At 59.1% G+C, this 21,285-nt stretch carries 19 protein-coding genes; 7 read left to right on the top strand and 12 right to left on the bottom strand.

Going from position 1 to position 21,285, the window contains the following annotated elements:
* Positions 1-2: 2 nt before the first annotated feature.
* Complete coding sequence (locus JQ575_RS23830; protein ID WP_212035593.1) at positions 3-872, bottom strand: branched-chain amino acid ABC transporter permease; 870 nt, start codon at positions 870-872, stop codon at positions 3-5.
* A gap of 132 nt (positions 873-1,004) precedes the next feature.
* Positions 1,005-2,177, bottom strand: coding sequence for an ABC transporter substrate-binding protein (locus JQ575_RS23825; protein ID WP_212035592.1), 1,173 nt, complete (start codon positions 2,175-2,177; stop codon positions 1,005-1,007).
* A 373-nt stretch (positions 2,178-2,550) separates the two neighbouring features.
* On the opposite strand from JQ575_RS23825, the gene JQ575_RS23820 reads away from it, so the two are divergent.
* The 4 genes from JQ575_RS23820 (at position 2,551) to JQ575_RS23800 (ending at position 7,811) form a co-directional block, all read left to right on the top strand.
* Entirely contained in the window at positions 2,551-2,829 is a 279-nt protein-coding gene (locus JQ575_RS23820; RefSeq protein ID WP_212035591.1) for a hypothetical protein, read from the top strand.
* Positions 2,830-3,073: 244 nt separating this feature from the next.
* Positions 3,074-5,488, top strand: a complete 2,415-nt coding sequence (locus JQ575_RS46140; protein WP_312016007.1) for a glycosyltransferase — start codon at positions 3,074-3,076, stop codon at positions 5,486-5,488.
* A 152-nt stretch (positions 5,489-5,640) separates the two neighbouring features.
* Positions 5,641-6,591 carry an NAD(P)-dependent oxidoreductase gene (locus JQ575_RS23805; RefSeq protein WP_249166851.1) on the top strand — a complete coding sequence of 317 codons (951 nt, stop codon included), beginning with the start codon at positions 5,641-5,643 and terminating at the stop codon, positions 6,589-6,591.
* Positions 6,588-7,811 carry a glycosyltransferase family 4 protein gene (locus JQ575_RS23800; protein WP_212035589.1) on the top strand — a complete coding sequence of 408 codons (1,224 nt, stop codon included), beginning with the start codon at positions 6,588-6,590 and terminating at the stop codon, positions 7,809-7,811. The genes JQ575_RS23805 and JQ575_RS23800 overlap by 4 nt, the downstream gene beginning before the upstream one ends.
* Positions 7,812-7,840: 29 nt before the next feature.
* On the opposite strand, the gene JQ575_RS23795 is transcribed toward JQ575_RS23800, so the two are convergent.
* The 3 genes from JQ575_RS23795 to JQ575_RS23785 are packed head-to-tail and all read right to left on the bottom strand — an operon-like array spanning position 7,841 to position 10,383.
* Entirely contained in the window at positions 7,841-8,695 is an 855-nt protein-coding gene (locus JQ575_RS23795; RefSeq protein ID WP_212035588.1) for a class I SAM-dependent methyltransferase, read from the bottom strand.
* The gene (locus tag JQ575_RS23790; protein WP_212035677.1) at positions 8,685-9,254 is read right to left on the bottom strand and encodes a DapH/DapD/GlmU-related protein; all 570 of its coding nucleotides are present in this window, start codon (positions 9,252-9,254) and stop codon (positions 8,685-8,687) included. The genes JQ575_RS23795 and JQ575_RS23790 overlap by 11 nt, the downstream gene beginning before the upstream one ends.
* 40 nt (positions 9,255-9,294) lie before the next feature.
* Positions 9,295-10,383: a glycosyltransferase gene (locus tag JQ575_RS23785; RefSeq protein WP_212035587.1), complete on the bottom strand. Its 1,089-nt coding sequence runs from the start codon at positions 10,381-10,383 to the stop codon at positions 9,295-9,297.
* A gap of 183 nt (positions 10,384-10,566) precedes the next feature.
* Here JQ575_RS23785 and JQ575_RS23780 point away from each other — a divergent pair, with 183 nt between their 5' ends.
* The gene (locus tag JQ575_RS23780) at positions 10,567-11,292 is read left to right on the top strand and encodes a bifunctional 2-polyprenyl-6-hydroxyphenol methylase/3-demethylubiquinol 3-O-methyltransferase UbiG (RefSeq protein WP_212035586.1); all 726 of its coding nucleotides are present in this window, start codon (positions 10,567-10,569) and stop codon (positions 11,290-11,292) included.
* 95 nt (positions 11,293-11,387) lie between these two features.
* On the opposite strand, the gene asnB is transcribed toward JQ575_RS23780, so the two are convergent.
* From asnB to JQ575_RS23755, 5 genes are read right to left on the bottom strand one after another with little or no spacing between them, the layout of a single operon-like run.
* The gene (gene asnB, locus JQ575_RS23775) at positions 11,388-13,226 is read right to left on the bottom strand and encodes an asparagine synthase (glutamine-hydrolyzing) (protein ID WP_212035585.1); all 1,839 of its coding nucleotides are present in this window, start codon (positions 13,224-13,226) and stop codon (positions 11,388-11,390) included.
* Between the two features lie 3 nt (positions 13,227-13,229).
* Positions 13,230-14,774, bottom strand: coding sequence for a lipopolysaccharide biosynthesis protein (locus JQ575_RS23770; RefSeq protein ID WP_212035584.1), 1,545 nt, complete (start codon positions 14,772-14,774; stop codon positions 13,230-13,232).
* A 52-nt stretch (positions 14,775-14,826) separates the two neighbouring features.
* Positions 14,827-15,927 carry a DegT/DnrJ/EryC1/StrS aminotransferase family protein gene (locus JQ575_RS23765; RefSeq protein ID WP_212035583.1) on the bottom strand — a complete coding sequence of 367 codons (1,101 nt, stop codon included), beginning with the start codon at positions 15,925-15,927 and terminating at the stop codon, positions 14,827-14,829.
* 31 nt (positions 15,928-15,958) lie between these two features.
* A complete protein-coding gene (locus JQ575_RS23760; RefSeq protein ID WP_212035582.1) occupies positions 15,959-16,423 on the bottom strand; it encodes an acyltransferase in 465 nt (154 codons plus the stop codon).
* A complete protein-coding gene (locus JQ575_RS23755; RefSeq protein WP_212035581.1) occupies positions 16,420-17,481 on the bottom strand; it encodes a Gfo/Idh/MocA family protein in 1,062 nt (353 codons plus the stop codon). The genes JQ575_RS23760 and JQ575_RS23755 overlap by 4 nt, the downstream gene beginning before the upstream one ends.
* A 519-nt stretch (positions 17,482-18,000) precedes the next feature.
* On the opposite strand from JQ575_RS23755, the gene JQ575_RS23750 reads away from it, so the two are divergent.
* Positions 18,001-18,882, top strand: coding sequence for an SDR family oxidoreductase (locus tag JQ575_RS23750; protein ID WP_249166850.1), 882 nt, complete (start codon positions 18,001-18,003; stop codon positions 18,880-18,882).
* 13 nt (positions 18,883-18,895) lie between these two features.
* Here JQ575_RS23750 and purU read toward each other — a convergent pair whose 3' ends face one another.
* Complete coding sequence (purU, locus tag JQ575_RS23745; RefSeq protein WP_212035580.1) at positions 18,896-19,759, bottom strand: formyltetrahydrofolate deformylase; 864 nt, start codon at positions 19,757-19,759, stop codon at positions 18,896-18,898.
* Positions 19,760-19,899: 140 nt separating this feature from the next.
* Between purU and JQ575_RS23740 the strand changes: the two genes are divergently transcribed.
* Positions 19,900-20,793 carry a uroporphyrinogen-III synthase gene (locus JQ575_RS23740; RefSeq protein WP_212035579.1) on the top strand — a complete coding sequence of 298 codons (894 nt, stop codon included), beginning with the start codon at positions 19,900-19,902 and terminating at the stop codon, positions 20,791-20,793.
* On the opposite strand, the gene JQ575_RS23735 is transcribed toward JQ575_RS23740, so the two are convergent.
* Positions 20,765-21,285: NAD-dependent epimerase/dehydratase family protein (locus tag JQ575_RS23735; RefSeq protein WP_212035578.1), on the bottom strand; the 521-nt coding region annotated here is incomplete at its 5' end. The two genes, JQ575_RS23740 and JQ575_RS23735, sit on opposite strands and share 29 nt — an antisense overlap.

Genomic DNA, 21,285 nt, shown 5'->3' with positions numbered 1-21,285 from the left:
GTTCACCGCGCCGCGGTGCGGCCGAACAGACCGTTCGGGCGCCAGATCAGGATCACGATCATGATGGTGTAGATGACGAATGGCCCCATCTTGGGAACGTAATATTTGCCGGCGACGTCGCCGATGCCGAGCAGCAGCGAAGCCAGAAACGGCCCGGTGATGCTCGAGGAGCCGCCGACGGTGACCACGATCAGGAAGTAGATCATGAACTTGAGCGGAAAATACGGATCGAGGCCGAGAATTTCGGCGCTGAGCGCGCCGCCCAGACCGGCAAGCCCGCAACCGAAAGCGAAGGTAAAGGCAAACACCTGCGGCACGTTGATGCCGAGGCCGCTGGCGGCACGGGGATCATCGACCGCCGCGCGCAAACGGCTGCCAAACCGGGTTTTCGCCAGGATCAATTGCAGCCCAACCGTCAGCAGGCCGCAGATCACGATGATCATCAACCGGTAGCGGCCGATGCCGACGCCGAAGAAATCGAACTGGCCCTCGAGCGCCGCCGGCAGCTTGATGAAGATGCGCGACGATCCCATGATGTAATCGACCGAAGCCACCGACATGAAGGTGAGGCCGATCGAGAACAGCACCTGGTCGAGATGGCTTCTTGTGTAGAGATGGCGGTAGAGCGAGCGTTCGAGCACCACGCCGATCAGCGCGCTGGAAACGAACGCCAGCGGCAGCGCCGCAAAGAACGGCCAGCCGGAATTGTTGACCAGAACGGCGCAGACATAGCCGCCGGTCATCGCGAACGCGCCATGGGCGAGGTTGACGAAGTTCATCAGCCCCAGCGTCACAGCCAGCCCGCAGGCCAGCACGAACAGCAGCATGCCGTAGGCGACGCCGTCGAACAGGATGGTGAAGAGCGTGGTCATTCAGGGATAGCCCGAGGATTGGGAGCCGTCATTCCGGGGCAGCGCACAGCGCTGAACCCGGAATCTCGTGCTACAGTTTCGAGATCCCGGGTTCGCTGGCTTTGCCAGCGCCCCGGGATGACGGCTTCGCCGTCACTTCTTCGTCTTGCCGGAATCCTTGACCGCCTCGAAGGTCGCGAATTCGACGTTGTAGAGTTCACCGTCGACCTTCTCGACCTTGCGGATGTAGATGTTCTGCACGATGTCGCGGGTTTCCGGATCGATCGAGATCGGGCCGCGCGGGCTCTCCCACTTCAAGCCCTTCATCGCCTCGATCAGCGCATCGCCGTCGGTCTTGCCACCGGTCTTCTTCAGCGCCTCATAGATCAAATGGATGCCGTCATAGCCGCCCACCGCCATGAAGCCTGGGCGCTGGTTATAGGCCTTCTTGTAGGCAGCGACGAAATCCTTGTTCATCGCGGACGGATGCGCGGCGGAGTACAGATGCGCGGTGACTGTGCCGAGCGCCGCATCGCCCATGCCGTTGAGCAGATCGTCATCCATCACGTCGCCGGGGCCGATCACCTTGATGCCCGCCTTGTCGAGGCCGCGCTCGGAATATTGCTTCATGAAGTTGCCGCCCTGCCCTGCCGGCACGAACACGAACACGGCATCCGGCTTGGCATCCTTCATGCGCTGCAGGAACGGCGCGAAGTCCGGATTTTGCAGGGGCACCTTGACCTCTTCGACGATCTCGCCGCCGCCGGCGGTGAAGTTCTGCTTGAAGAAGTTCAGCGCATCGTTGCCGGGCGCGTAGTCGGAGGTCAGCGTTGCGACCTTCTTGATGCCGTTCTTGGCGGCCCAATCACCGATGATCGTCGACGACTGCGCCAGCGTAAAACTGGTGCGCACGATATAGGGCGAACGCTCGGTGATGATCGAGGTGCCCGCCGCCATCACGATTTCCGGGACCTTGGCCTGGGTCGCCAGCGGCGCCGCGGCAAGGGCTGCCGGAGTCACGCCGAAGCCGGCGATGAAACTGACCTTGTCGTTGACGATCAACTCCTGGGCGAGGCGCTTGGTGTTGTCGGGGACCGCGCCGTCATCCTTCAGAATGACCTCGATCTTCCTGCCGGCGACGGTGTCGCCCTTCTGCTGCATGTAGAGCTTGACGGCGTTGTCGATCTGCTTGCCGGTCGAGGCCTGCCCGCCGGTCATCGGCAGAATCAGGCCGATCTTGACGGCGTCCTGCGCCTTCGCGGGTATAACGGCCAGCACGCCGGCGACCGCGCCTGCGGCCAGCAGCAATTGATGACGAATAGACATGAATTTTCTCCCCCTGATCGGTCTTGTGCCTTGAGCCGAGTCCCCGGCCCTTGCCTCACCATAACCCAAATTTTCGGCCGGGTAGCGCCACGACATGGCGTCTCACCGCGGCTTGTTGTCAATCGGACGAAGGGCGCGTTTCCTTGGACGGACACGGTCCCCGGGGCGTTCCTGCGTCAGGTCGCTGACAGTATTATAACACCGTCATCGCTTCGAGACCCACCGGGCGGCCCGACCGTCTCCGGCCTTCGTTCCATTTGTACATTTGTACAAATAAAATGTTGCTGTCAACAAATAAGCGGCAGGTCACTCCCTGCCGCAAGGCGGCCTCAAATCCATGATCCTTAAAGGTCTAAGTTGTAACCTGCCGCCCATGTCGATCCGTGCCCCCCAAATCCTTGTCCTCGTTGCCGTCGCGTTCGCGGGCTGCTCGCTGAGCGGCTGCGGAACCATCAACGAAAAAATCTCGGCCGGGGTCAGCGACGCCATTCCGGCCTGGGCCGGAGGCGTGCCGGCGGACGCGCCACCGCGGCCGGGCACCGCGAAGTACGACGAGTTCATGAGGGAACGCGAGCGGAAACGGCTGCTGCCTGCCGCAGAACGCGGCGAGGAAGCAAAACCTGCTTCATCCTCGCAGGATGCAATTCGCTAACGAGACGATACGGAGCGGCCGTCCGCATCGTAAGGCCGGATCGGCCACCCGCTCCTGGGCGATTGCAAAATACCAGCTCGCGAACCCTGGCAACAATGATGACGTGATCCCTTCAGTTCGAAGCCCGAACGGCGTAGGGTGACTCGGCATTTCGACGCCCACGGCATCGACGTCCATTTCATTGTGGTATCAGCCCAAATGGGTGCGGGACCGTTCTAACAGCAAATCAAACGATGTGAGTTGCATGGCTTTCGCAACGACTACCGCGCGCCCGCGCTTGTTATACGTGGTAAACGAAGACTTCGCGTTTTTGCTCAACCGGCTGCCGATGGCGAGAGCTGCGCGCGCCGCAGGCTATGAAGTGCACGTGGCAACGCGCGTCGATAAAGGCGCGACCGCCATAGAAGCAGAGGGCTTCACGCTTCATAGGATACCATTCCGCCGAGGCGGATTATCTCCATTTGCAGCAGTTCCGACAATCGCCGCACTTCGACGGCTTGAAAGCAAGATCAGGCCGCAGATCGTTCATCACTCCGGCTTGCAATGCTGCGTGTATGGATCGATTGCAGCTTTGGGAAGAAAAATCCCGCTTGTTAACGCAATTACCGGCCTGGGCTACATCTTCACTTCGGTGACTTGGCGAACACGGCTTCTGAAGCGAAGCATGGCTATACTCCTTCCCTGGCTCTTCAATAGGAAGCAAAGCGTTGTTCTCGTCCAGAATCCCGACGATCTGTCTGCCCTCGAAAGCCTTGGGATAGAGCACGGTCGAACTATCCTGATCCCCGGATCCGGTGTCGATACTGATGTGTTGCAGCCACTGCCGGAGCCGACTGGCCCAATCACGATGGGCTTCGCCGGGCGCTTGCTGACCGACAAAGGAATCCGGGCGCTGGTAGCCGCCCACGGCATTTTGCGAGAACAAGGTCACGATATAAACCTGATCATTGCCGGTAATCCCGATCCAGCCAACCCCGCCTCCGTCCAAATTGAAGAAGCGTGGGAATGGAGCCAACGGCCGGGAATCACCTGGCTTGGGCACATCGAAAATATCGTCTCGCTTTGGCGGCGCTGCCATTTTGCCGTGTTGCCGTCGCATCGAGAAGGCCTGCCCATGAGTCTGCTTGAAGCAGCAGCATGCGGCAGAGCGATGATCGCCACCGACGCTCCGGGTTGCCGCGAGGTTGTCATCCATGATCAGACCGGCGTCCTGGTGCCTATCGAGGAGCCATTGGCACTTGCTGCGGCGATCCTTGGCCTGGCGAAGTCGTCCCAGCTTCGCGACCGTTACGGACAGGCTGCGAGAAAGCTCGTCGTCGAAAAGCTGTCAGCCAAAATCATCGGGAACTCCGTCGTCGAACTCTACGACGAGCTAACGCGAAATCGGCACCAGCATCGGGCGCCAGACGGATCGATACTGCCGAGTCCCCTGGTGCAGAGCACCGGGAAAATCCTGCTCGTTTCCCAGCATTATGCCCCGTTTCCGAGTACGACCTCGGCCTACATGACCGAGATTGCCGAGGAGTTGGCTCGCGACTGCGACGTCACCGTTCTGTCGGGCTCGCCCGGCTCCAACTCGAAGGCGCCCCCGAAGTCATCCTTCCCGACAATTATTGAGATAAAGAGCTGGTGGCCGGGAAAATCAGCACTGGTTTCGAGATCACTTGCCGCAGTCCTGTTCGCGTTACAGGTGTTCTTTGCCATCCTGAAGCACGCCCGCCGCGAGGATGCCATTCTTTGCGTTACGACGCCTTTCACAGTTCCGTACGCCGTAACTGTAGCAGCAAGGCTCCGCAAAATCCCCGCGGCACTTATTATTCATGACTTCTATCCGGACACGCTTGTCATGGCCGGAATTCTGCATCCCCGCTCCATAGTAACAAAAATCATGCGTTGGGCGAACTCTGTCTTGTTCAAATGGCTCGACGCTGTCGTCACCATCGGGCGCGACATGAATGTGCTGTTGATGGCCTATCCACGCATGCAGCCAAGCAAGATCGTCTTTATCCCAAATTGGCCAACGCTTCCTATTCAGCATCGAGTCGTCACCGAGAATTCCTTTCGCGTCCGCTGCGGAAGCAAATTTCTGGTGGCCATGTCTGGAAACGCGGGATTCACGCACGACCCAAACTCAGTATTCGAAGCTGCTCGAATACTGGAAAATAATACGGACATTCACTTCCTGTTTTCGGGCGAGGGCGTCGGCTGGACCACATTGAAGAAAAGACAGGCGGCGACGCCCCTGCGTAACGTCACTTTGATTGAGCGCGTACCCGAAGCGGAGCTGGAAGAATTCCTGTCGGCTGCCGATATTTGGATAATCCCGTATCGTAAAAACAATACCGGCGTGTCTGTACCAAGCCGGATCTATAATCTGCTCGCCGTGGGGCGACCGGTGATAATCTGCTCCGAGCCAGATGCGGAGGCTGCTCTTCTCGTGCAGGAACATGACTTGGGCTGGGTCGTACAACCCGAAGATCCCGCCGCAATTGCTCGTACCGTCGAGCTCGCAGCATCGGCTGCCGGCAATACCCAAGAGAAGGGTCGGCGGGCGACCGAGATTGCCCGTAGCTATGCGCGACCAACCGCGTTGAATTCATACCGGCAACTGATGCGTCGGCTTCTGAACAAACACGCTACTGTATCCGATGACTTATGAGATCACTCGCAGCTGTCGGGACAAATCCCGCAACGCTAACGCCCCCGAAGGCATGACGTTTTAGCTGTTGACTCTCCTGGAGGTTTATTCCTTATCCAGAGAGTGCGCTCCAATCAGCCATTCGAAACTCTTCACTCCAAGGCACGCTCGTTATGACTAAAGATCCGGTTTTGGTAACGGGCGGGAACGGATACGTGGGCCGGGAGTTGGTGCGCCAGCTTATCGCCGAGAGAGATTGCGAAGTCCACGTACTGGACAATATGGCGAGCGGTGAACATCGCCTGGCGCAGATGGACCGGCAAGCTTTCGTACTGCACCGGCACGATATCCGCGACGCGGATACGGTTTCCGAATTGCTCAACAAGATACGGCCGTCGATCATCTATCATTTGGCTGCCGTTCATTTCATTCCAGCGTGCGAGGCCGAGCCCGGGAATACGGCCGCAATCAACGTGGCGGGAACCGTCAATCTGCTGAACGCAGCCCCGGCCGGGACCAAGTTCGTCTTCGCTTCATCGGCCGCCGTCTACCGACCATTGCCCGACGCGCATCTGGAACGCGACCAAGACCTCGGCCCGGTCGATGTCTACGGCTACACAAAATTGCACGGCGAGCATTTTGTCAGGCATTACCACAACCAAAACAAGGTCCGCGGCATCATCGTCAGACTTTTCAACGTCGTCGGGCCCGGCGAGACCAACCCGCATCTGGTGCCCGCGATCATCAGCCAGCTTGCTTCCGGTAACCACCAACTCGCGCTCGGAAACCTGTTTCCGCACCGGGACTATATCGACGTCAGCGACGTTGCTTATGGATTCCGCGCGCTCGCCAAGCACGATGCTTTCGAGGGCGGCCCGCTGATTTCGAATCTTGGCACCGGCAGCACGCACTCCGTGGGTGACGTCGTCGCGACGATCGGAACGGCGGCCGGAATGACGCTCGACATTCAACAGGATCCGCTTCGTGTGCGCGCGGTCGATCGTCCGATGCTGAAGGCCTCAACCCAAAAGCTGAAGCAAATTACCGACTGGGCCCCGTCTGTTTCACTTGCCGAAAGCATGAATCGGGCGTGGGCAAATCGGATGGAGGATGGACTAACGTGACGGCTACCAAGCTGCGCGTTGGCGCGGTCGTCATCACGCCACCGACGTTCAAGGCAAGCGGAGGGGTATCGGCTGCGATCCAATTAACCGAGAGAATCGCAAAGCAGATCGACAGCTCGCTGTTGCTGATGGCCGAGGACAACGGCGAAACCGTCGAGAACGGCCTGCGCATCATTCGTCAAAAGGCAGCAAATCCCCTTCTGCCCCTGCGGCGCGTCCTGCCGCGGCAAGCCGTCACTCTCGCATGGCGGGCGAATATCAAGCCATGGCTTCGCGAGGGAAAGTTCGATGTCATTCATTTTCACAATCCGCATCCACCGGGTGCGCTCAAGGCGGCGGCGCAGGCCTGCGACGAGCTAAAAATCCCCTACGTGATTTCAACGCACGGCTTCATCGAATTCAACGAATTCTCACAAGGCTTCGGTGCCCCGGCCTGGCAGAAACCATTGCTGGAATTGCTGGTGCGCCGACCAGTCGTTCACGTGGCGCAGAACGCGGCGAGAGTCCTGATGCTCTCGCCTCAGGAGGAACCTGTTCTATCCGGCATGGGGGTGCATGCTCGCAATCTTCGCGTCGTATCCAATGGCGTGGACCCCTACTTCACGATTCCTGTTTCAGAGGCCGAGCGGCAACGACTGGTCGCACGCTTCGCCCTTCCGACGGACCGCCCACTCATGCTGTATGTGGGCAACCACACGGCAAACAAGGGCCTGGACGTACTGCTCAGAGCCCTGCCCCTGATGCGCGAAAAGGCTGTGGCTGTTGTCGCCGGTGCTATCCGTTCGCAGAAGGAGCATGCGCAGATCCTTGCTGACAACGGCATGCCTGCCGGCAGTGAGAAGATTCTGTTCACCGACTTCATCACCCGCGAAGAATTGCGCGCCCTCTATCAGAGCGTCGACTTGTTCGTCTTCCCCTCGCGCGCCGATACGCTGCCACTTGTCATTCTCGAAGCCATGGCCAGCGGCCTGCCGGTGGTTTCGACCTTGATCGGCGGAATTCCATTCGAAGTTTCCGCCGACACGGGGATCTTGATGAAGCCCGGCGATCCCGCGGCACTCGCTTCGGCGCTGGACCGGCTGTGTGCCGACCAGCCACTCCGCAAGGCGATGGGCGATGCCGGGCGCGCGCGTGTCACTCAGTTCTTCAACTGGGAGAGATCGGCAGAACAGGCCGTGGCGATCTACGAGGAAATCGTTTCCAACAAGACGTCGCAATAGTTCTTAGTGAAAGATGGCCGACATCGGCTTCATTGCTCGGGCTTGTATCCCACAAACGAATAGAGTCGACCGGGCCGGTTGTCGAATTGTGCAGCGATCAACAGCATGAATCTGAATATACGGTCATGACTCAGGAGCGCCCGCCAGCCCGGCACGGGAAGCCTGGCCGAAAGCCGTGAGACGACAGCCGATCGCAAGCTCTCAATGGTATAAGGAAACAAGTTGATCGGGCTCGTAAGCGGTCGAAGTATCTCAAGCGGCTCAAAGCCGGCAGTGCGCAACGCGCCAACGTACCGATCAAGACGAAAGGCGTTCTCACCGCCATAGAGCCGATGCAGCGGATGCTGATCCAGAAACTTCTGAAGGTCGGAATCACGACTGATAACGTGTTCGCGGGCGGCAACCGCAATGCCACCCGGCTTCAGTACGCGATAGATTTCACTGCATGCACCTTCCAGATTGGTCGTGTGATGAAGCACCGCACGCGCAAACACGACATCGAAGCTCCCATCGGCAAACGGCAGCCGCTCGGAAACTTCCTCGACAATGTCAATGGCAATTCCGGCATCGTGCGCGAGCATGCGTATCGCCGCTGCGCCAACAATCTCGCTTGGGTCGGGCTCAAGGGCCGTGACTGCGAAACCATCACGGGCCAGTGCGTAGCTGGCGATACCACGGCCAGCTCCGATATCGAGCGCTCGGCCACGACGACCATGCAATAGCTTGGAGACGGCGCGCCACTCGTCCGATGCATGGTAACGCGCCGCGGCATCCACCAATGGGTCATCGTAGTATGCGTCGCGCGCAACTTGCTGCTGCTCGGGTTGATTTCGAAACCAGACGACCGCCTCTTCCCAGGACGACAGCTTGGGATCAGCGCTCATCGGGCGATAGCTCCCTGACAACGACTGCGGGATTTCCTGCCGCGATCGAGAACGCCGGCACATCCCTGGTGACGACCGCCCCGGCGGCGACGATCGCACCCTGCCCGATGGTGACGCCGCGCAGAACAAAGGCGCCCGCGCCTATCCAGGCGTCGTCGTGAATCGTGACAGGCTGCTCGCCCAACTCCAGCTTACGCGGATGACCACGCTCGAATATTTCCCTGGCCTGCTGGTGTCGTTGCGAGGCTTGCAGCGGATGCGTGAGGTTATCGAATATATTGACGGAATGGGAAATCAAGACGCGATGTCCGATTTCGATCGATACAGCGGACCAAATGCGGGTTCCGTCTCCCACATAGCACCAATCGCCCAGCACAATTCTCCCCCCGTGCCCGAACGTCATCAGCTCGCCGCGCACAAATGTATCGCTGCCAATCAGGATACGATCGGAGTCGCCTGCGGCATTTTTGATGCGTGCCGCTTGACTGAGGCGCGACCTCGCACCGACCCTGCAGGTTGCACGCCCCAGGATCTGCTGGGCTAGACGATGAAGGTTCATGTAGTTCAACTGCGCTATTGGCCGGGAGTAATTAGCACGATCATAACCGCCCGACGAGATCAACAAAGCTCTTCCATTGCAATGGCTTACCGTAGGCGGCGGCGACCCTTTCGCGACCGAGCGAGGCAATCCTCGACGATTCATCCCAGCCCGCCAGCCGCTCCTCGATGAGGGTAAGCGCTTCCTCGGGCGAGCCATAGGTCGCGATTGTGACGCCAGGTTCCATCGCCTCTGGGTACCGCCCGTCATCCGACACCAGCAAGGCACCGCACCCCATGGCCTCGAAGCATCTCATGTTGCCGCGGTCCGCTCCCGCCATATCGATCGCCCCGTTGAGCACGATCCTGGATCGCCCGATGAGATCATAGAGCTGCCGTCCGAAGACAGGTGGTCTGGCAATTTTCGATATGGCGCGAGGTCGGCGATGCTTCTTCAGGGGCGGCAAAAACCCGAGAGCGGTTTCGGCGAGCTGCGTCAGACGCGATGCGTCAAGGCAGAACACCACGTTTCGTCTCTCGGCGAGTGCAGCGACCCGCTCCAAAATGCTCGCACGACGCGAATGGTGTCGGGAGTAACCGCCAACGAACAGCACGTCGATAGGCCGATCGCCGCGACCATACTGATCCATCAGCGGATCGATCGCCGGAAAAAACGGCGCAACATTGCAACCCTTTCGTCGCCAGTCATCAAGGATAGAGGGAAAATTACTGACAACGGCATCGTAAGCCGACAGATCGACGCCACCCGATGGCGCAGCACGCCAGCATACGGCCTTCCTTACACATCCAGGCAGCTTGCGAACAAAGCTGCTGCTGTAGCGGATCGGATCCAGATTGTAGAACACGTCAGCGCGATGATGTTCGATCTGCGCAAGAAGAATGTCCTCCGGCGCGCTCGTCGACGCCATTCCGTGCTCGCGCGCCCAGTACGTCTGCAGCGTCGTGTCGTTAGCGTTGGTAAAAAATGCATCGGGCGACCGGTCAAGGACCGGCTGGAGGAAATGCAACGCACCGAACCTGTCGTCCAGGAACACGCGCAGTCGATCGTCGAAGCTAACGGCCCCAGCCGCGAGACCATCAAAATGCTGCAGGTAAGATGGGTAAAGAGCGCTATTCTGAAATAACCGCATCAAGGGTCCGCCAAAGGATGCCATGAGATAGCAAACTGCACACGAATAACAACACTCAACGCGCCTGCAGCTCAGACACGCCAACTGACCATTGGTTCGCCCACAGTTGACACCCCCATGTGCTGCTGCGAAATAGGCCAGTTTTTCGCTTCAGGCGACGGGCATACGAGACCGGAATAGCGCATGAGCAGCAAGAATACCGTGGGCCACCAGCTCGAAACGGAGTCGATCTATTCCAACGCGGAGTATCTCGCGAACAATCCCACTTGGCATGCCGAGGATTCAGCCTGGAAGGCCGCCAAGATATGCAGCACCTTGCGCAGAAACAATCTCAATCCTTCCCGGATCGCAGAAATCGGCTGTGGCGCGGGCGAGATATTGGTACAGCTCAAGACTCTCCTGCCTGAAAGCACCTTCGTTGGCTATGAGATGTCCGGGCAAGCCTTCGAGCTGGCGCGAAAGCGCGAACGTCCCGGCTTACACTATGTCAACAGCAACATGCTGGACGAGAAAGTCCACTTCGACGCCCTGCTGTGCATTGATGTGTTCGAGCATGTCGACGACTATATCGGATTCATCAGATCGATCCGCAGCTATGCGGATTACAAGGTTTTTCACATCCCGCTCGATCTATCGGTCTTTTCGGTAGCGCGGAGCGATACGCTGCTGGACGCACGGCGGCGCGTGGGGCACCTGCACTATTTCACCAAGGAAACTGCGATCGAGACGATCAGGTACTGCGGCTACGAGATAATCGACACCGATTTCACCGCGCGAGCAGTTGAACTTGACAGCAGCAGGTTACGCACCAACCTGATGAAGCTACCGCGCGCGCTGTTATCAAAGGTCTCGCCGGATCTTGCCGCCCGTATTTTGGGAGGCTGGTCGCTGATGGTGCTGGCTAAATAGACTTCAATACCGGGGATTCGACAGAATTTCGCAACCCGAGAAGAACCGAGCGGGCGTGAAGGGATTGGACATACTATTCTCTTCAAAAAACGTCATCACGGCAGGCGAGCCAGTACCCACTTCATATGGAGATAGGGCCAAATTCGTCCCGCCGACTCCCAATCCCACGACCTGTCACGATTCAATTTCAAAACTGCCTTCTCGAACGCCGGCTCATCGACCAGTTCCGTGAAGGCCTCAACCTTCCTTGCCAGCAAGGATGCGGTCCAGCAAGAAAGCGGACCGTTCAACCATTCCGGCATCGGCGAATTGAAGCCGATCTTGCGCTTTGCGGTCCGGATTGATTCCGGCATGCAGCCGGTCATGGCACGACGCGCAATCAACTTCGAGTATCCGTCGGCGTACTTGGCCTCTTCCGGAAGAGCAACCGCATAGGTCACCAGCCGCCAATCCAGAAAAGGCATCCGCACTTCTATCCCGTGCGCCATCGACAGGCGGTCGAAGTTGCGCAGGATTGTCGGCAGAACGGTTCCATGGAGCATACGATAGAGCCTGCGATTGAAGGAGCCCCACTCGGTTGGCAAACGGTCCTCGTCGCCAACCACCGCGAACCCCCGCGGCAGCGAGGAAAGCCCGCCCCGCAGGAAAAAATGGCCTCGTCGCTTGAGCAGCGCCGCGCGCGCAAAATCGACGGCGTTTGCCAAAAACCGCCAGCGCTCCGTGATGCCAGAAAGAACGTTACGCATCCAAAACGCTCCCGTACCACCCGCCTGCAGATAGCCCCCCATCAATTCATCAGCACCATGGCCATCGAGCGAAACAAGCACTTTTTGGCGACGCAATTCCCGATAGATCAACCAGACGGCCGTTGGCAGGCCAATGTAGACCTCGTCCATGTCTTCGAGCACGCGATCGAAATCCCGCAAGGCGTCGTCGTCGCCGATTTGCAGTATCGTGGGCTCGACACCGGCCCAGGCAGCGGCTTCCTCGGCCTGTGGCCGTTCGTCGTTGGGAGATCCCGGAAACGACGCGACAAAGGCGTGCCGCCAGGCATGATTGCCACGCGGCCCCATCCCCTTCTTCTCGGCCTCGGACATCGTACAAATGATGGCAGAGGAATCGAATCCACCGGACAGGCAAGTGCCAATCGGCACGTCACTGCGCATGCGCAAAGCCACGGCATCTCGAAAAATCTGGCCGAAACGTTCGACCCGCTCGGCCTCGGTGGAAGGTAACTGAGGCAGATGATCCAGCGTACGCCACCAGCGCGTAACGCTGGTACGGCCGCCCCTTATCCAAAGATGGTGCCCGCCCTGCAACCGCTTGATTTCCCGGTGCAGGGTCCTCTCGCTTCCCTCTATGCCAAAGGCATCGACCATGATCCGGCGCGCAGCATCTGCATCAATGTCGGTAGGCACCAATCCGGATCGAACAATGGCACGCATTTCCGACGCAAACACCAGGCGGCCATCCGAAATCGAATAGAGCAATGGTTTGATGCCGAACCGGTCGCGGGCGAGGAACACGTCGCCGGATACCTTGTCCGCGATCGCCAGGGCCCACATTCCGTTGAAGCGCAAGAGCATGTCCGGTCCCCACGCCTGCCAGGCGGCGAGGATCACTTCCGTATCGGACTCGGTGCGGAACGGGACACCCGCAGCGTGCAACTCCGCCCGCAATTCGAGGAAATTGTAGACCTCGCCATTATAGACGATGACAAAACGGCCATCTGGCGAATACATCGGCTGATCGCCACGGGCGCCGGGGTCGATAATCGCCAAACGCCGGTGTCCGAGCGCGATCCGCCTGTCATCGCTGAACCAGAATCCGGCACCATCGGGACCGCGGTGAGCGATCAGGCCGGTAATTTTCTCGATGGCAGATGGGGCGACGGCTTCGCCGCGCAGATCGACGATACCAGCAATACCGCACATGAATCAGAAGCTCCGCGCGGGGAGAAACCGCGTTACGATGCGATACAGATCCCGCCGGCAAATTGCTCCGTAGGGGCCGATGCTGGAAACGGCAATGACAGCCATCAGGATCGCCGCGGCCGAAAGAGCGTAATAGCCGGCAACCTCCCACAAAGCGGCGCCTTGATCTATCCCATAGGTCGTAATCCAGACTCGCAACAGGATTGCAGCGACGACCCCTACTCCAATCGGCATCAGGACAAAATGCCAAACCCGCAACCCGATGTCCGGCAAGGCGAAACTCCGCCGCAGCAGCAGCGTCATCAAAACCATCTGGGCCAGTACGCCGGCACATGCACTCCAACCCGCCGCCGGCCATCCAAAATAGGGAAGCGCCACCGCACTGGTTCCGAGGGTGAATAGCGCGGTGACCAGCGATATCGCGGCGTTTGCGCGTGTCCTGCCCTTCGCCATCAGATAGAACGTGAAAACGTTGGTACCGCTGCCAAGGATGCCTGCCAAGGCCAGCACGATCAGCACGCGCTGGCCTTCGGCCGCAACTTCCGGGCCGGTCCATAGGTACAGCACATTACCAGCCACAGGAATGAGAGCTCCGAGCACCGTTACGGCGAGCACGTTCAATATCCATGATGCACGAAAAAACAGGTCGCCGACGCGCTCGTCGCTCTCGCCCTGCAAAGCACTGAAGAATGGGAACAGAATCTCGCCAATCTTGAGAACACCAATGTAAATTGCTTCCTCCGCGCGCAGCGCGATCGAATAGTATCCGACGTTCTGCGGCTGAAGAAACATGCCGAGCAGATAGCGTTCCGCCTGTCCGGCGACCAATCCACCGCCCTGCGCCAGCGCCTGCCATTTGCCGATGTGCAGGAGAGATGCCAGTGATCTGGAATGCAGCGCTGGAAACGCCACCACATCTGGGCATAGCAGTCGCGCCAGCAGCATCGACAGCAGCAAATTGACGGCAAAACCGATCATTTGACAGGCCACGAAAGTCGAGGCCTGCGGCCAGTGCGGGATCAACAGAAGCATTGAAAGTGTCGACGCCACGCTGCCTGCGACGCTTACCAGAGCCAGCCGTGCGTAATCCTGATGGGCCGTGAACAGCGCCAGGCACACGCCGGCGATGCACTGGAAAAGCCACCCCACCGCACCGAAAGCGAACGCAGCGAAAAGATCGGCCGCCAGGTCGCCGCCCAGACGAAAAACGCGCTGCGCAAAAGCCGGGCCGACGAGCCAAAAGAGGCCCACAAGTGGAATTCCGACCGCCAGGCTGAGAAACTGCGCTGTTACAAAAAACTGTCGAGTCTCATGGCGCGCTCCCGAGGCGAGCGTTCGGGCAAACTCACGCGTCGACATCATGGCGAGCGAGCCGCTGAAAATGAGAGCAGGCGCAATGGTGGCGACGACAAGCCCCGCCATCCCGAAGGATGCAACGCCCAATTTACCGACGACAAACGGCAGGATCAGCAAGTTCAACCCGACGCTGACGAGGAATGCCATGGCATTCCAGGTCGAATTTGCCAGCAGTCGGGAACCGCTCTTCATGAGAAATGCGCAACCATTTCATAATCGATATCGCCTGCACTGCGCAGCACGACTAACCGAAGGCGCGAATGAGATCGACCACGGTCTTCTGTTGCGGCGCCGTGATTTCCGCAAACATCGGCAAAGACAAGATCCGGCTTTGAGCCCGATGCGCATTCGGAAACTGCTCTGGACGATGCTCCAATCGTCCATAGGCTTCCAGAAACGGAAGAGCCACCGGGTAGTTGACGGCGGTTTGTACGCTGTTTGCGCTCAGGTGGGCGGCGAGCTTGTCGCGTTCCGGATGCTGGATGGTATAAAGATGATACACATGGGTACGGTCCGGAGCCACCTGAGGAACAACGACGTCTTCGATCTGATTGAGGCCGGCGTCATAAACCTTTGCCGCCGCCTGCCGAGCCTCCGTCCACCGAGTGAGATGCGGCAACTTTGCCGAAAGGATAGCGGCCTGCATGCCGTCGAGACGACTGTTGATCCCCTCGATACGATGCTGATGTTTGACAAGACCACCGTGTCGCGCCAACACCGCCATTCGTTCGGCAAGATCCGGGCGACCGGTCACAATTGCGCCAGCGTCTCCCATCGCTCCGAGATTTTTCCCGGGATAGAACGAATAGGTCGCGGCGTCCCCGAACGTGCCGACTTGTTGGCCTCGGTATTCGGCCAGATGAGCCTGCGCGCAGTCTTCGATCACCCACAGTTTGTGTCGACGCGCGATCTGCATGATCGCGTCCATGTCGGCCGGCTGACCGTAAAGGTGGACCGGAATGATTCCCACCGTCCGCGGCGTAATGGCATTTTCGATCGCGGCCGGATCGATCGTGTAGGTGCCGGCGTCCGTATCACAAAAAACGACGTTCGCGCCGGCATGCGTAATCATGGCCGATGTGCTGATCCAGGACCACGCGGTCGTAATCACCTCATCGCCGGGCGAAACTCCCAAAGCCCGCATCGCGACGTAAAGAGCGTCCGTGCCGTTTGCGCAAGACACGCAGTGGGGGGAACCGACGGCGGCCCCAAACGCAGCTTCGAAATTGTCGACGTATGGACCGCGTATGAAGGAGCTGTCACGAATGACGGCGGCTATCGCGGCGTCGATTTCCGACTTGATGCTCTCATATTGCAGATGGAGGTCGGCGTATGGCACGGCCATGGGATGGAGCCTCATTTCGAACCAGTAGCTGTCAATGGCGCCGAATTAGACGCGCCGGATTTCCGGCGTAGGATCCGGGCAACGTAATGTCCTTGGTAACGACCGCGCCGGCCCCGATCACAACATCGTCGCAGATTTCAACCGGCAGAATTGATGCCCCCGATCCGATCGATACGCGATTTCCGATTTTCGTATGGCGCCACAACTCCTTGCGGCCTCGCGCCGGACCACCCGTCGAAAACGTGTCGTTGATGAACATCACCCCATGACCGATGAAGCAATCGTCGCCGATCGTGACAAGCTCGCAAACAAACGCGTGGGACTGAACGCGCGTTCGCGATCCAATCCGTACTGATTTCTGGATTTCAGTGAACGGGCCGATAAAGCAATCGTCGCCAATTTCGCAACCGTAAAGATTGCACGGCTCGACGATAATGACGCGAGCACCGAATACCACGTCACGCACGCCCACCTGTCGGATTTCGGGCTGGTTCATGGCAGTTCGCCGAGACGGCATAATTGCGGGGCAAACTTCAAAGAGACTTCTTTGCCGGTCTCGATGGATTCATACAACGCAGATATCAATTCAAGGCTCTTGCGACCCTGAAGGCCATCGACAAGCGCGGGACCCTGATCGTTAAGGCATTTGACGACATGTTCGTAATAGGCCTGGTGTCCAAAACCGTAGACGTTTGGCGGATTAACCGAGAATTTTTCGACAACCTCTCTGTCTGAATCAAGCTCCTTTGAGAACTGCCAGTGCCGGATCTTGTTGACGGCAAATCCCGCAATTTCAACGGCTCCCCCCTCACCAAGTATTGACAACGAGCCTTCGAGATCCGTTGGCCTGACTGCCGTTGTCGCCTCGATGATTCCGAGCGCACCGTTCTTGAATTTGAGCGTCGCCACTGCAGTGTCTTCGGCTTCGATGTTCACCAGCGCAGTTGCCGCCCGGGCGTGAACGCTGACCACGTCGCCAAAGAACCACTCGAGCATATCAACATGGTGACTTGCCTGGTTGGCCAGAACGCCTCCATCATATGCCCAGGTTCCACGCCACGCATCCTGATCGTAATAGGCCTGATCACGACACCAGCGCACCCTTACGGTTCCCAGGATCAATCGTCCGAAGCGACCGGCCTCGAGCGCTTCGCGTGCCTTTATCACGGGGACATTGAACCGGTTCTGCTTCACGACGAAAAGCTTGACGGCGGCAGCATCGCAGGCGTTCATCATGGCATCGGCGTCGTCGAGCCGGAGCGCCATCGGTTTTTCGACGATGACATGCTTGCCGGCCTTGGCAGCGGCAATGGCGTGAACGGGATGCATCCCGCTGGGCGTCAACACCGAAACCGCCTGCATATCCTTGTGGCTCAGAAATTCATCAATGCTGAAGAAGGCCGGCACGCCAAACCGCGAGGCGATCGTGTCGGCCCGCTCACGCACCACGTCGCAGACTGCAACCAATTTGGCCCCAGCGATATGGCCGCCGCCAAGAAGATCAGCGTGACGCTTTGCGATACGTCCGCACCCCAGCAAGCCAAATTTGATCACTGATCACCCAATATGCGGATCGCCACGAAGAGCTCTCGAAGTCAATTCGGGGCTATTCGATCCCGTGCGACAAGGGCATCGCAAAATCAACTTGCCCACCCCGCCGAGCCCTTTTTCCTCGGATAGCCGAAGCAGCTATGTTTTTCAACAGCTTGCATTGATTTGAGGCTCCTGGTTGCAGAATTGCGGGCCGGGCCAGGCGTGACCGAACCGACATCGGATGATGAAGGACCTGCGACGCAAGGCACCTTTGGCAACTGCCGACGCGCCATGGGGCAATTGCAACGACGGTCTCATTATACCATATCGCACTGCTCCTGCACGAAGGCTTCTTTCAACACTTTTAAGTTGTATTGCCGACAAAAATCCTATTGCTGACGCGATTTCAAGGCTGGATCGCTGCTTCCGCCCTATGCCGCGAAAAGTGACCGGTTTATACCGGCTGAAGAGTGGAACAACGGAGATAACTCTCGACCATCGACCGGTCGCGGGTGCTTGAATTCTGGGAGCGGTATCGAATTGCTAGGATTGGATGAACGAGCCGAACACAACAAAACTGAGACGAAGATTCTGGTTATTGGAGCCACCGGCCTTGTCGGCGGCTACATCGTTGAACGCCTGGTCCGCAGCGGTCAACGCCCCCTTGCCTTGTCAAGGGCACCACAAGATGGGATGGGGATCGATTGGTTTTTGGGCGACCTTGAAAAACCTGAAGCTTTCAAATTTCCACCATTTACGACCCTGTTTTGCACGGCAAGTGCTGCGCTGTTGTCCAGCGCTCTTCCCTATCTATTGAATCCTTCCCTGAAGCGAATTGTTGTCTTCACCTCGACAAGCGTCCTTACCAAAATTGACAGCGAGATTGCTTCCGAACGAGCAACCTTGACCAGGCTGGCCGAAGCGGAGCGAAACATCGAAAGTATCTGCTCACGGGCCGGCATTGAATGGACCATATTGCGTCCGACACTCATCTATGCCGAAGGACGGGATCGCAATATTACGCCGCTGTCGCGGCTTATTCGGAGATTTGGCTTTATGCCCCTCGTCGGGGGCGCGCAGGGCTTACGGCAGCCTGTGCATGCGGAGGACTTGGCCATCGGCGCGATCTCCGCAGCATTGAGTCAAGCTGCGGCGAACCAGATATACTCGTTGCCCGGCGGCGAAACCCTCACCTACCGCGAGATGATCGGTCGAATTTTTGACGGGATGCGGCTGCCGCGACGGACACTCTCAATACCGCCTGTCTTGTGGCGAGCTGGATTTGTCGTCGCCAAGCCGTTGTTCCCAAGCGCCAACGCGGCAATGGGCATCCGGATGATGAAGGATATGGCCTTCGATTCAACGCCTGCGGTACGCGACTTCGGATGGAAGCCAAGAAGTTTCTTTCCGGTCTTCGATTAGGGTCGACGTTCGATCAGTCGCCAAATACCACCGTCTTCCGGCCGTTGAGGATCACACGATCTTCGAGGTGATGGCGTATCGCGCGGGCCAGCACGCGGCGCTCGATATCGCGGCCCTTGCGCGAAAGATCTTCCGGCGTATCGCGATGGCTGATGCGCTCGACGTCCTGGTCGATGATCGGGCCCTCATCGAGGTCGCGCGTCACATAGTGTGCGGTCGCACCGATCAGTTTGACGCCGCGCTCATGCGCCTGGTGATAGGGCCGAGCGCCTTTGAAGCCCGGCAGGAACGAGTGGTGGATATTGATGCAGCGGCCCGAAAGCGCTTCTGACATCTCATCCGAGAGAATCTGCATATAGCGCGCCAGCACCACGAGGTCGGTGCCGCTGTCCTGCACCAGTTTCAGGACCGCCTGTTCCTGCTCGCGCTTGGTCTCCTTGGTGACCGGCAGATAGTGGAACGGGATCCTGCCGAAATCGAGATTGTCATAGGTTTCGCGCGGATGATTGGAGACGATCGCGGTCGGGATCATCTCCAGTTCGCCGGTGCGCCACCGATAGAGGATATCGACCAGGCAATGATCCGATTTGGAAGCCAGCAACATCACCCGGCGGCGGCTGGCGCGATCGCGCATCTGCCAGTCCATGCCAAAGCGGTCGGCGATCGCGGTAAAGCCGGTCTGCAACGCCGCCAGTTCGACCGCGAGGTCGGCAGCGGTGAACACCACCCGCATGAAGAATTTTCCGGTCTCGACATCGTCGAACTGCTGGGCGTCCAGAATGTTCTGCCCGTTATGGGCGAGAAAGGTCGACACCGCGGAGACGATGCCGGGGCGGTCGGGGCAGGACAGTGTCAGGACGAATTGATGGTCGGGCATGGCGCAGGTTTGATTACGATTCAGGCAGAGGCGTGGGACGCTTGTTAGCGCCCTGCTCTATCACCACCAACCGGCTTGCGCCAATCCGGAAACCGGGGTCATGATGAACAAAGCACAACGATTGGCGTTGGAGCGAGGCCATGGCTGACAGACTTAACGGCTACCGTATCCTGATCCTGGAAACGCGCGAGGAAGCGCAGTTTTCCCGCCTGCTCACCGAGCAAGGCGCGGACGTGCTGCAATGTCCGATGTTCACCATTCACGACACGCCCGATCCGGCGCCAATCGAGGCATGGATCAGGCGGTTCGTCGCCGCGCCTTGCGACGACCTGGTGCTGATGACCGGCGAAGGCCTCCGCCGGCTGATGAAGGTCGTGCGCCGCATCGGCCTCGAACCGGAATTCGTGGCCTCGCTTGGCAAGGCCCGCAAATTCGCGCGCGGCCCCAAACCGGGCCGTGCGCTGCGCGAAATCGGGCTGGAGCCGCAGGTGACGACGGAGAAACCGACTTCCGAAGGCATCGCCGAGATGCTGTCGCGCATCGACCTGCGCGGCCACCGTCTTGGGCTGCAGCTCTACCCGGACAAGGATCACAGCGTCCTGGTCGGCGCGATCAAGGCGCAGGGCGCCGAGGTCGATACCGTGCTGCCCTATGTCTATGACGCGCAGGCCGCCGACGCCAACATCGTCACCGCCATCGACGAGATGGCGCAGGGCCGCATCGATGCGATCGCGCTGACCAATCTGGGTCAGGTCCGCCGCCTCGTCGAAGTCGCGCGAGCACGTGGATGCGAGGCACGGTTGCGAGAAGGGCTGGCGCAGACGCCGATTGCTTCGGTGGGCCCCGTGGTTTCCGATGAACTGAAATCCCATGGGCTGCACGCCGACATATCGCCGGCCGAGGACGCCTACTTCATGAGGCCGCTGATATCGGCGATGGCGGCGGCGCTGGGAAAAAATCCGCCGCGTGCGAGGGCTGCGAAGGCTGGCAACCACTCGGCAGCGATCACTCGGCTGCTTGCTTGGATTCGTTGAGGTAAGCCTGATAGGCGAGCTTGAGGCCGTCCTCGAGCCGGGTCTTGGCGCGCCAGCCGAGCTTGGCGAGCCGGCCGCTATCGAGCAGTTTGCGCGGCGTCCCGTCGGGCCGCGAGGTATCATAGCTGATCTCGCCGGCATAGCCGACGGTCGCGGCAACGAGCCGGGCGAATTCGGCGATGGTAATGTCGTCGCCGAGGCCGATGTTGACAAGCTCGCCGCTGGAATAGGTTTTCATCAAATGGATGCAGGCGTCGGCAAGATCATCGACATAGAGGAACTCCCGCCGCGGCGTGCCGGTGCCCCAGACCACGATGTTCTTTGCGCCCGAAACCTTCGCCTCGTGGAAGCGCCGGATCAAGGCAGCGACGACGTGGCTGTATTCGGGATGATAATTGTCGCCGCGGCCGTACAAATTGGTCGGCATCACGTTGATGAAGTCGGAGCCATACTGGCTGCGATAGGCTTCGACCATCTTGATCCCCGCGATCT

Origin of the sequence: Bradyrhizobium sp. JYMT SZCCT0428 (genome assembly GCF_018131075.1) — a bacterium.
GTDB lineage: Bacteria > Pseudomonadota > Alphaproteobacteria > Rhizobiales > Xanthobacteraceae > Bradyrhizobium.
Note: the sequence above shows the minus strand (reverse complement) of the source record. Positions and strands in the feature narration are given on the sequence as shown.

Excerpts from the sequence above, each read along its gene's own strand:
- JQ575_RS23740 (WP_212035579.1), top strand. The coding sequence starts at position 19,900 with ATGGCTGACAGACTTAACGGCTACCGTATCCTGATCCTGGAAACGCGC.
- JQ575_RS23790 (WP_212035677.1), bottom strand. The coding sequence starts at position 9,254 with ATGAACCTTCATCGTCTAGCCCAGCAGATCCTGGGGCGTGCAACCTGC.
- asnB (WP_212035585.1), bottom strand. The coding sequence starts at position 13,226 with ATGTGCGGTATTGCTGGTATCGTCGATCTGCGCGGCGAAGCCGTCGCC.
- JQ575_RS23780 (WP_212035586.1), top strand. The coding sequence starts at position 10,567 with ATGAGCAGCAAGAATACCGTGGGCCACCAGCTCGAAACGGAGTCGATC.
- JQ575_RS23785 (WP_212035587.1), bottom strand. The coding sequence starts at position 10,383 with ATGCGGTTATTTCAGAATAGCGCTCTTTACCCATCTTACCTGCAGCAT.
- purU (WP_212035580.1), bottom strand. The coding sequence starts at position 19,759 with ATGCCCGACCATCAATTCGTCCTGACACTGTCCTGCCCCGACCGCCCC.
- JQ575_RS23770 (WP_212035584.1), bottom strand. The coding sequence starts at position 14,774 with ATGAAGAGCGGTTCCCGACTGCTGGCAAATTCGACCTGGAATGCCATG.
- JQ575_RS23825 (WP_212035592.1), bottom strand. The coding sequence starts at position 2,177 with ATGTCTATTCGTCATCAATTGCTGCTGGCCGCAGGCGCGGTCGCCGGC.
- JQ575_RS23820 (WP_212035591.1), top strand. The coding sequence starts at position 2,551 with ATGTCGATCCGTGCCCCCCAAATCCTTGTCCTCGTTGCCGTCGCGTTC.
- JQ575_RS23760 (WP_212035582.1), bottom strand. The coding sequence starts at position 16,423 with ATGAACCAGCCCGAAATCCGACAGGTGGGCGTGCGTGACGTGGTATTC.
- JQ575_RS46140 (WP_312016007.1), top strand. The coding sequence starts at position 3,074 with ATGGCTTTCGCAACGACTACCGCGCGCCCGCGCTTGTTATACGTGGTA.
- JQ575_RS23805 (WP_249166851.1), top strand. The coding sequence starts at position 5,641 with ATGACTAAAGATCCGGTTTTGGTAACGGGCGGGAACGGATACGTGGGC.
- JQ575_RS23830 (WP_212035593.1), bottom strand. The coding sequence starts at position 872 with ATGACCACGCTCTTCACCATCCTGTTCGACGGCGTCGCCTACGGCATG.
- JQ575_RS23795 (WP_212035588.1), bottom strand. The coding sequence starts at position 8,695 with ATGAGCGCTGATCCCAAGCTGTCGTCCTGGGAAGAGGCGGTCGTCTGG.
- JQ575_RS23765 (WP_212035583.1), bottom strand. The coding sequence starts at position 15,927 with ATGGCCGTGCCATACGCCGACCTCCATCTGCAATATGAGAGCATCAAG.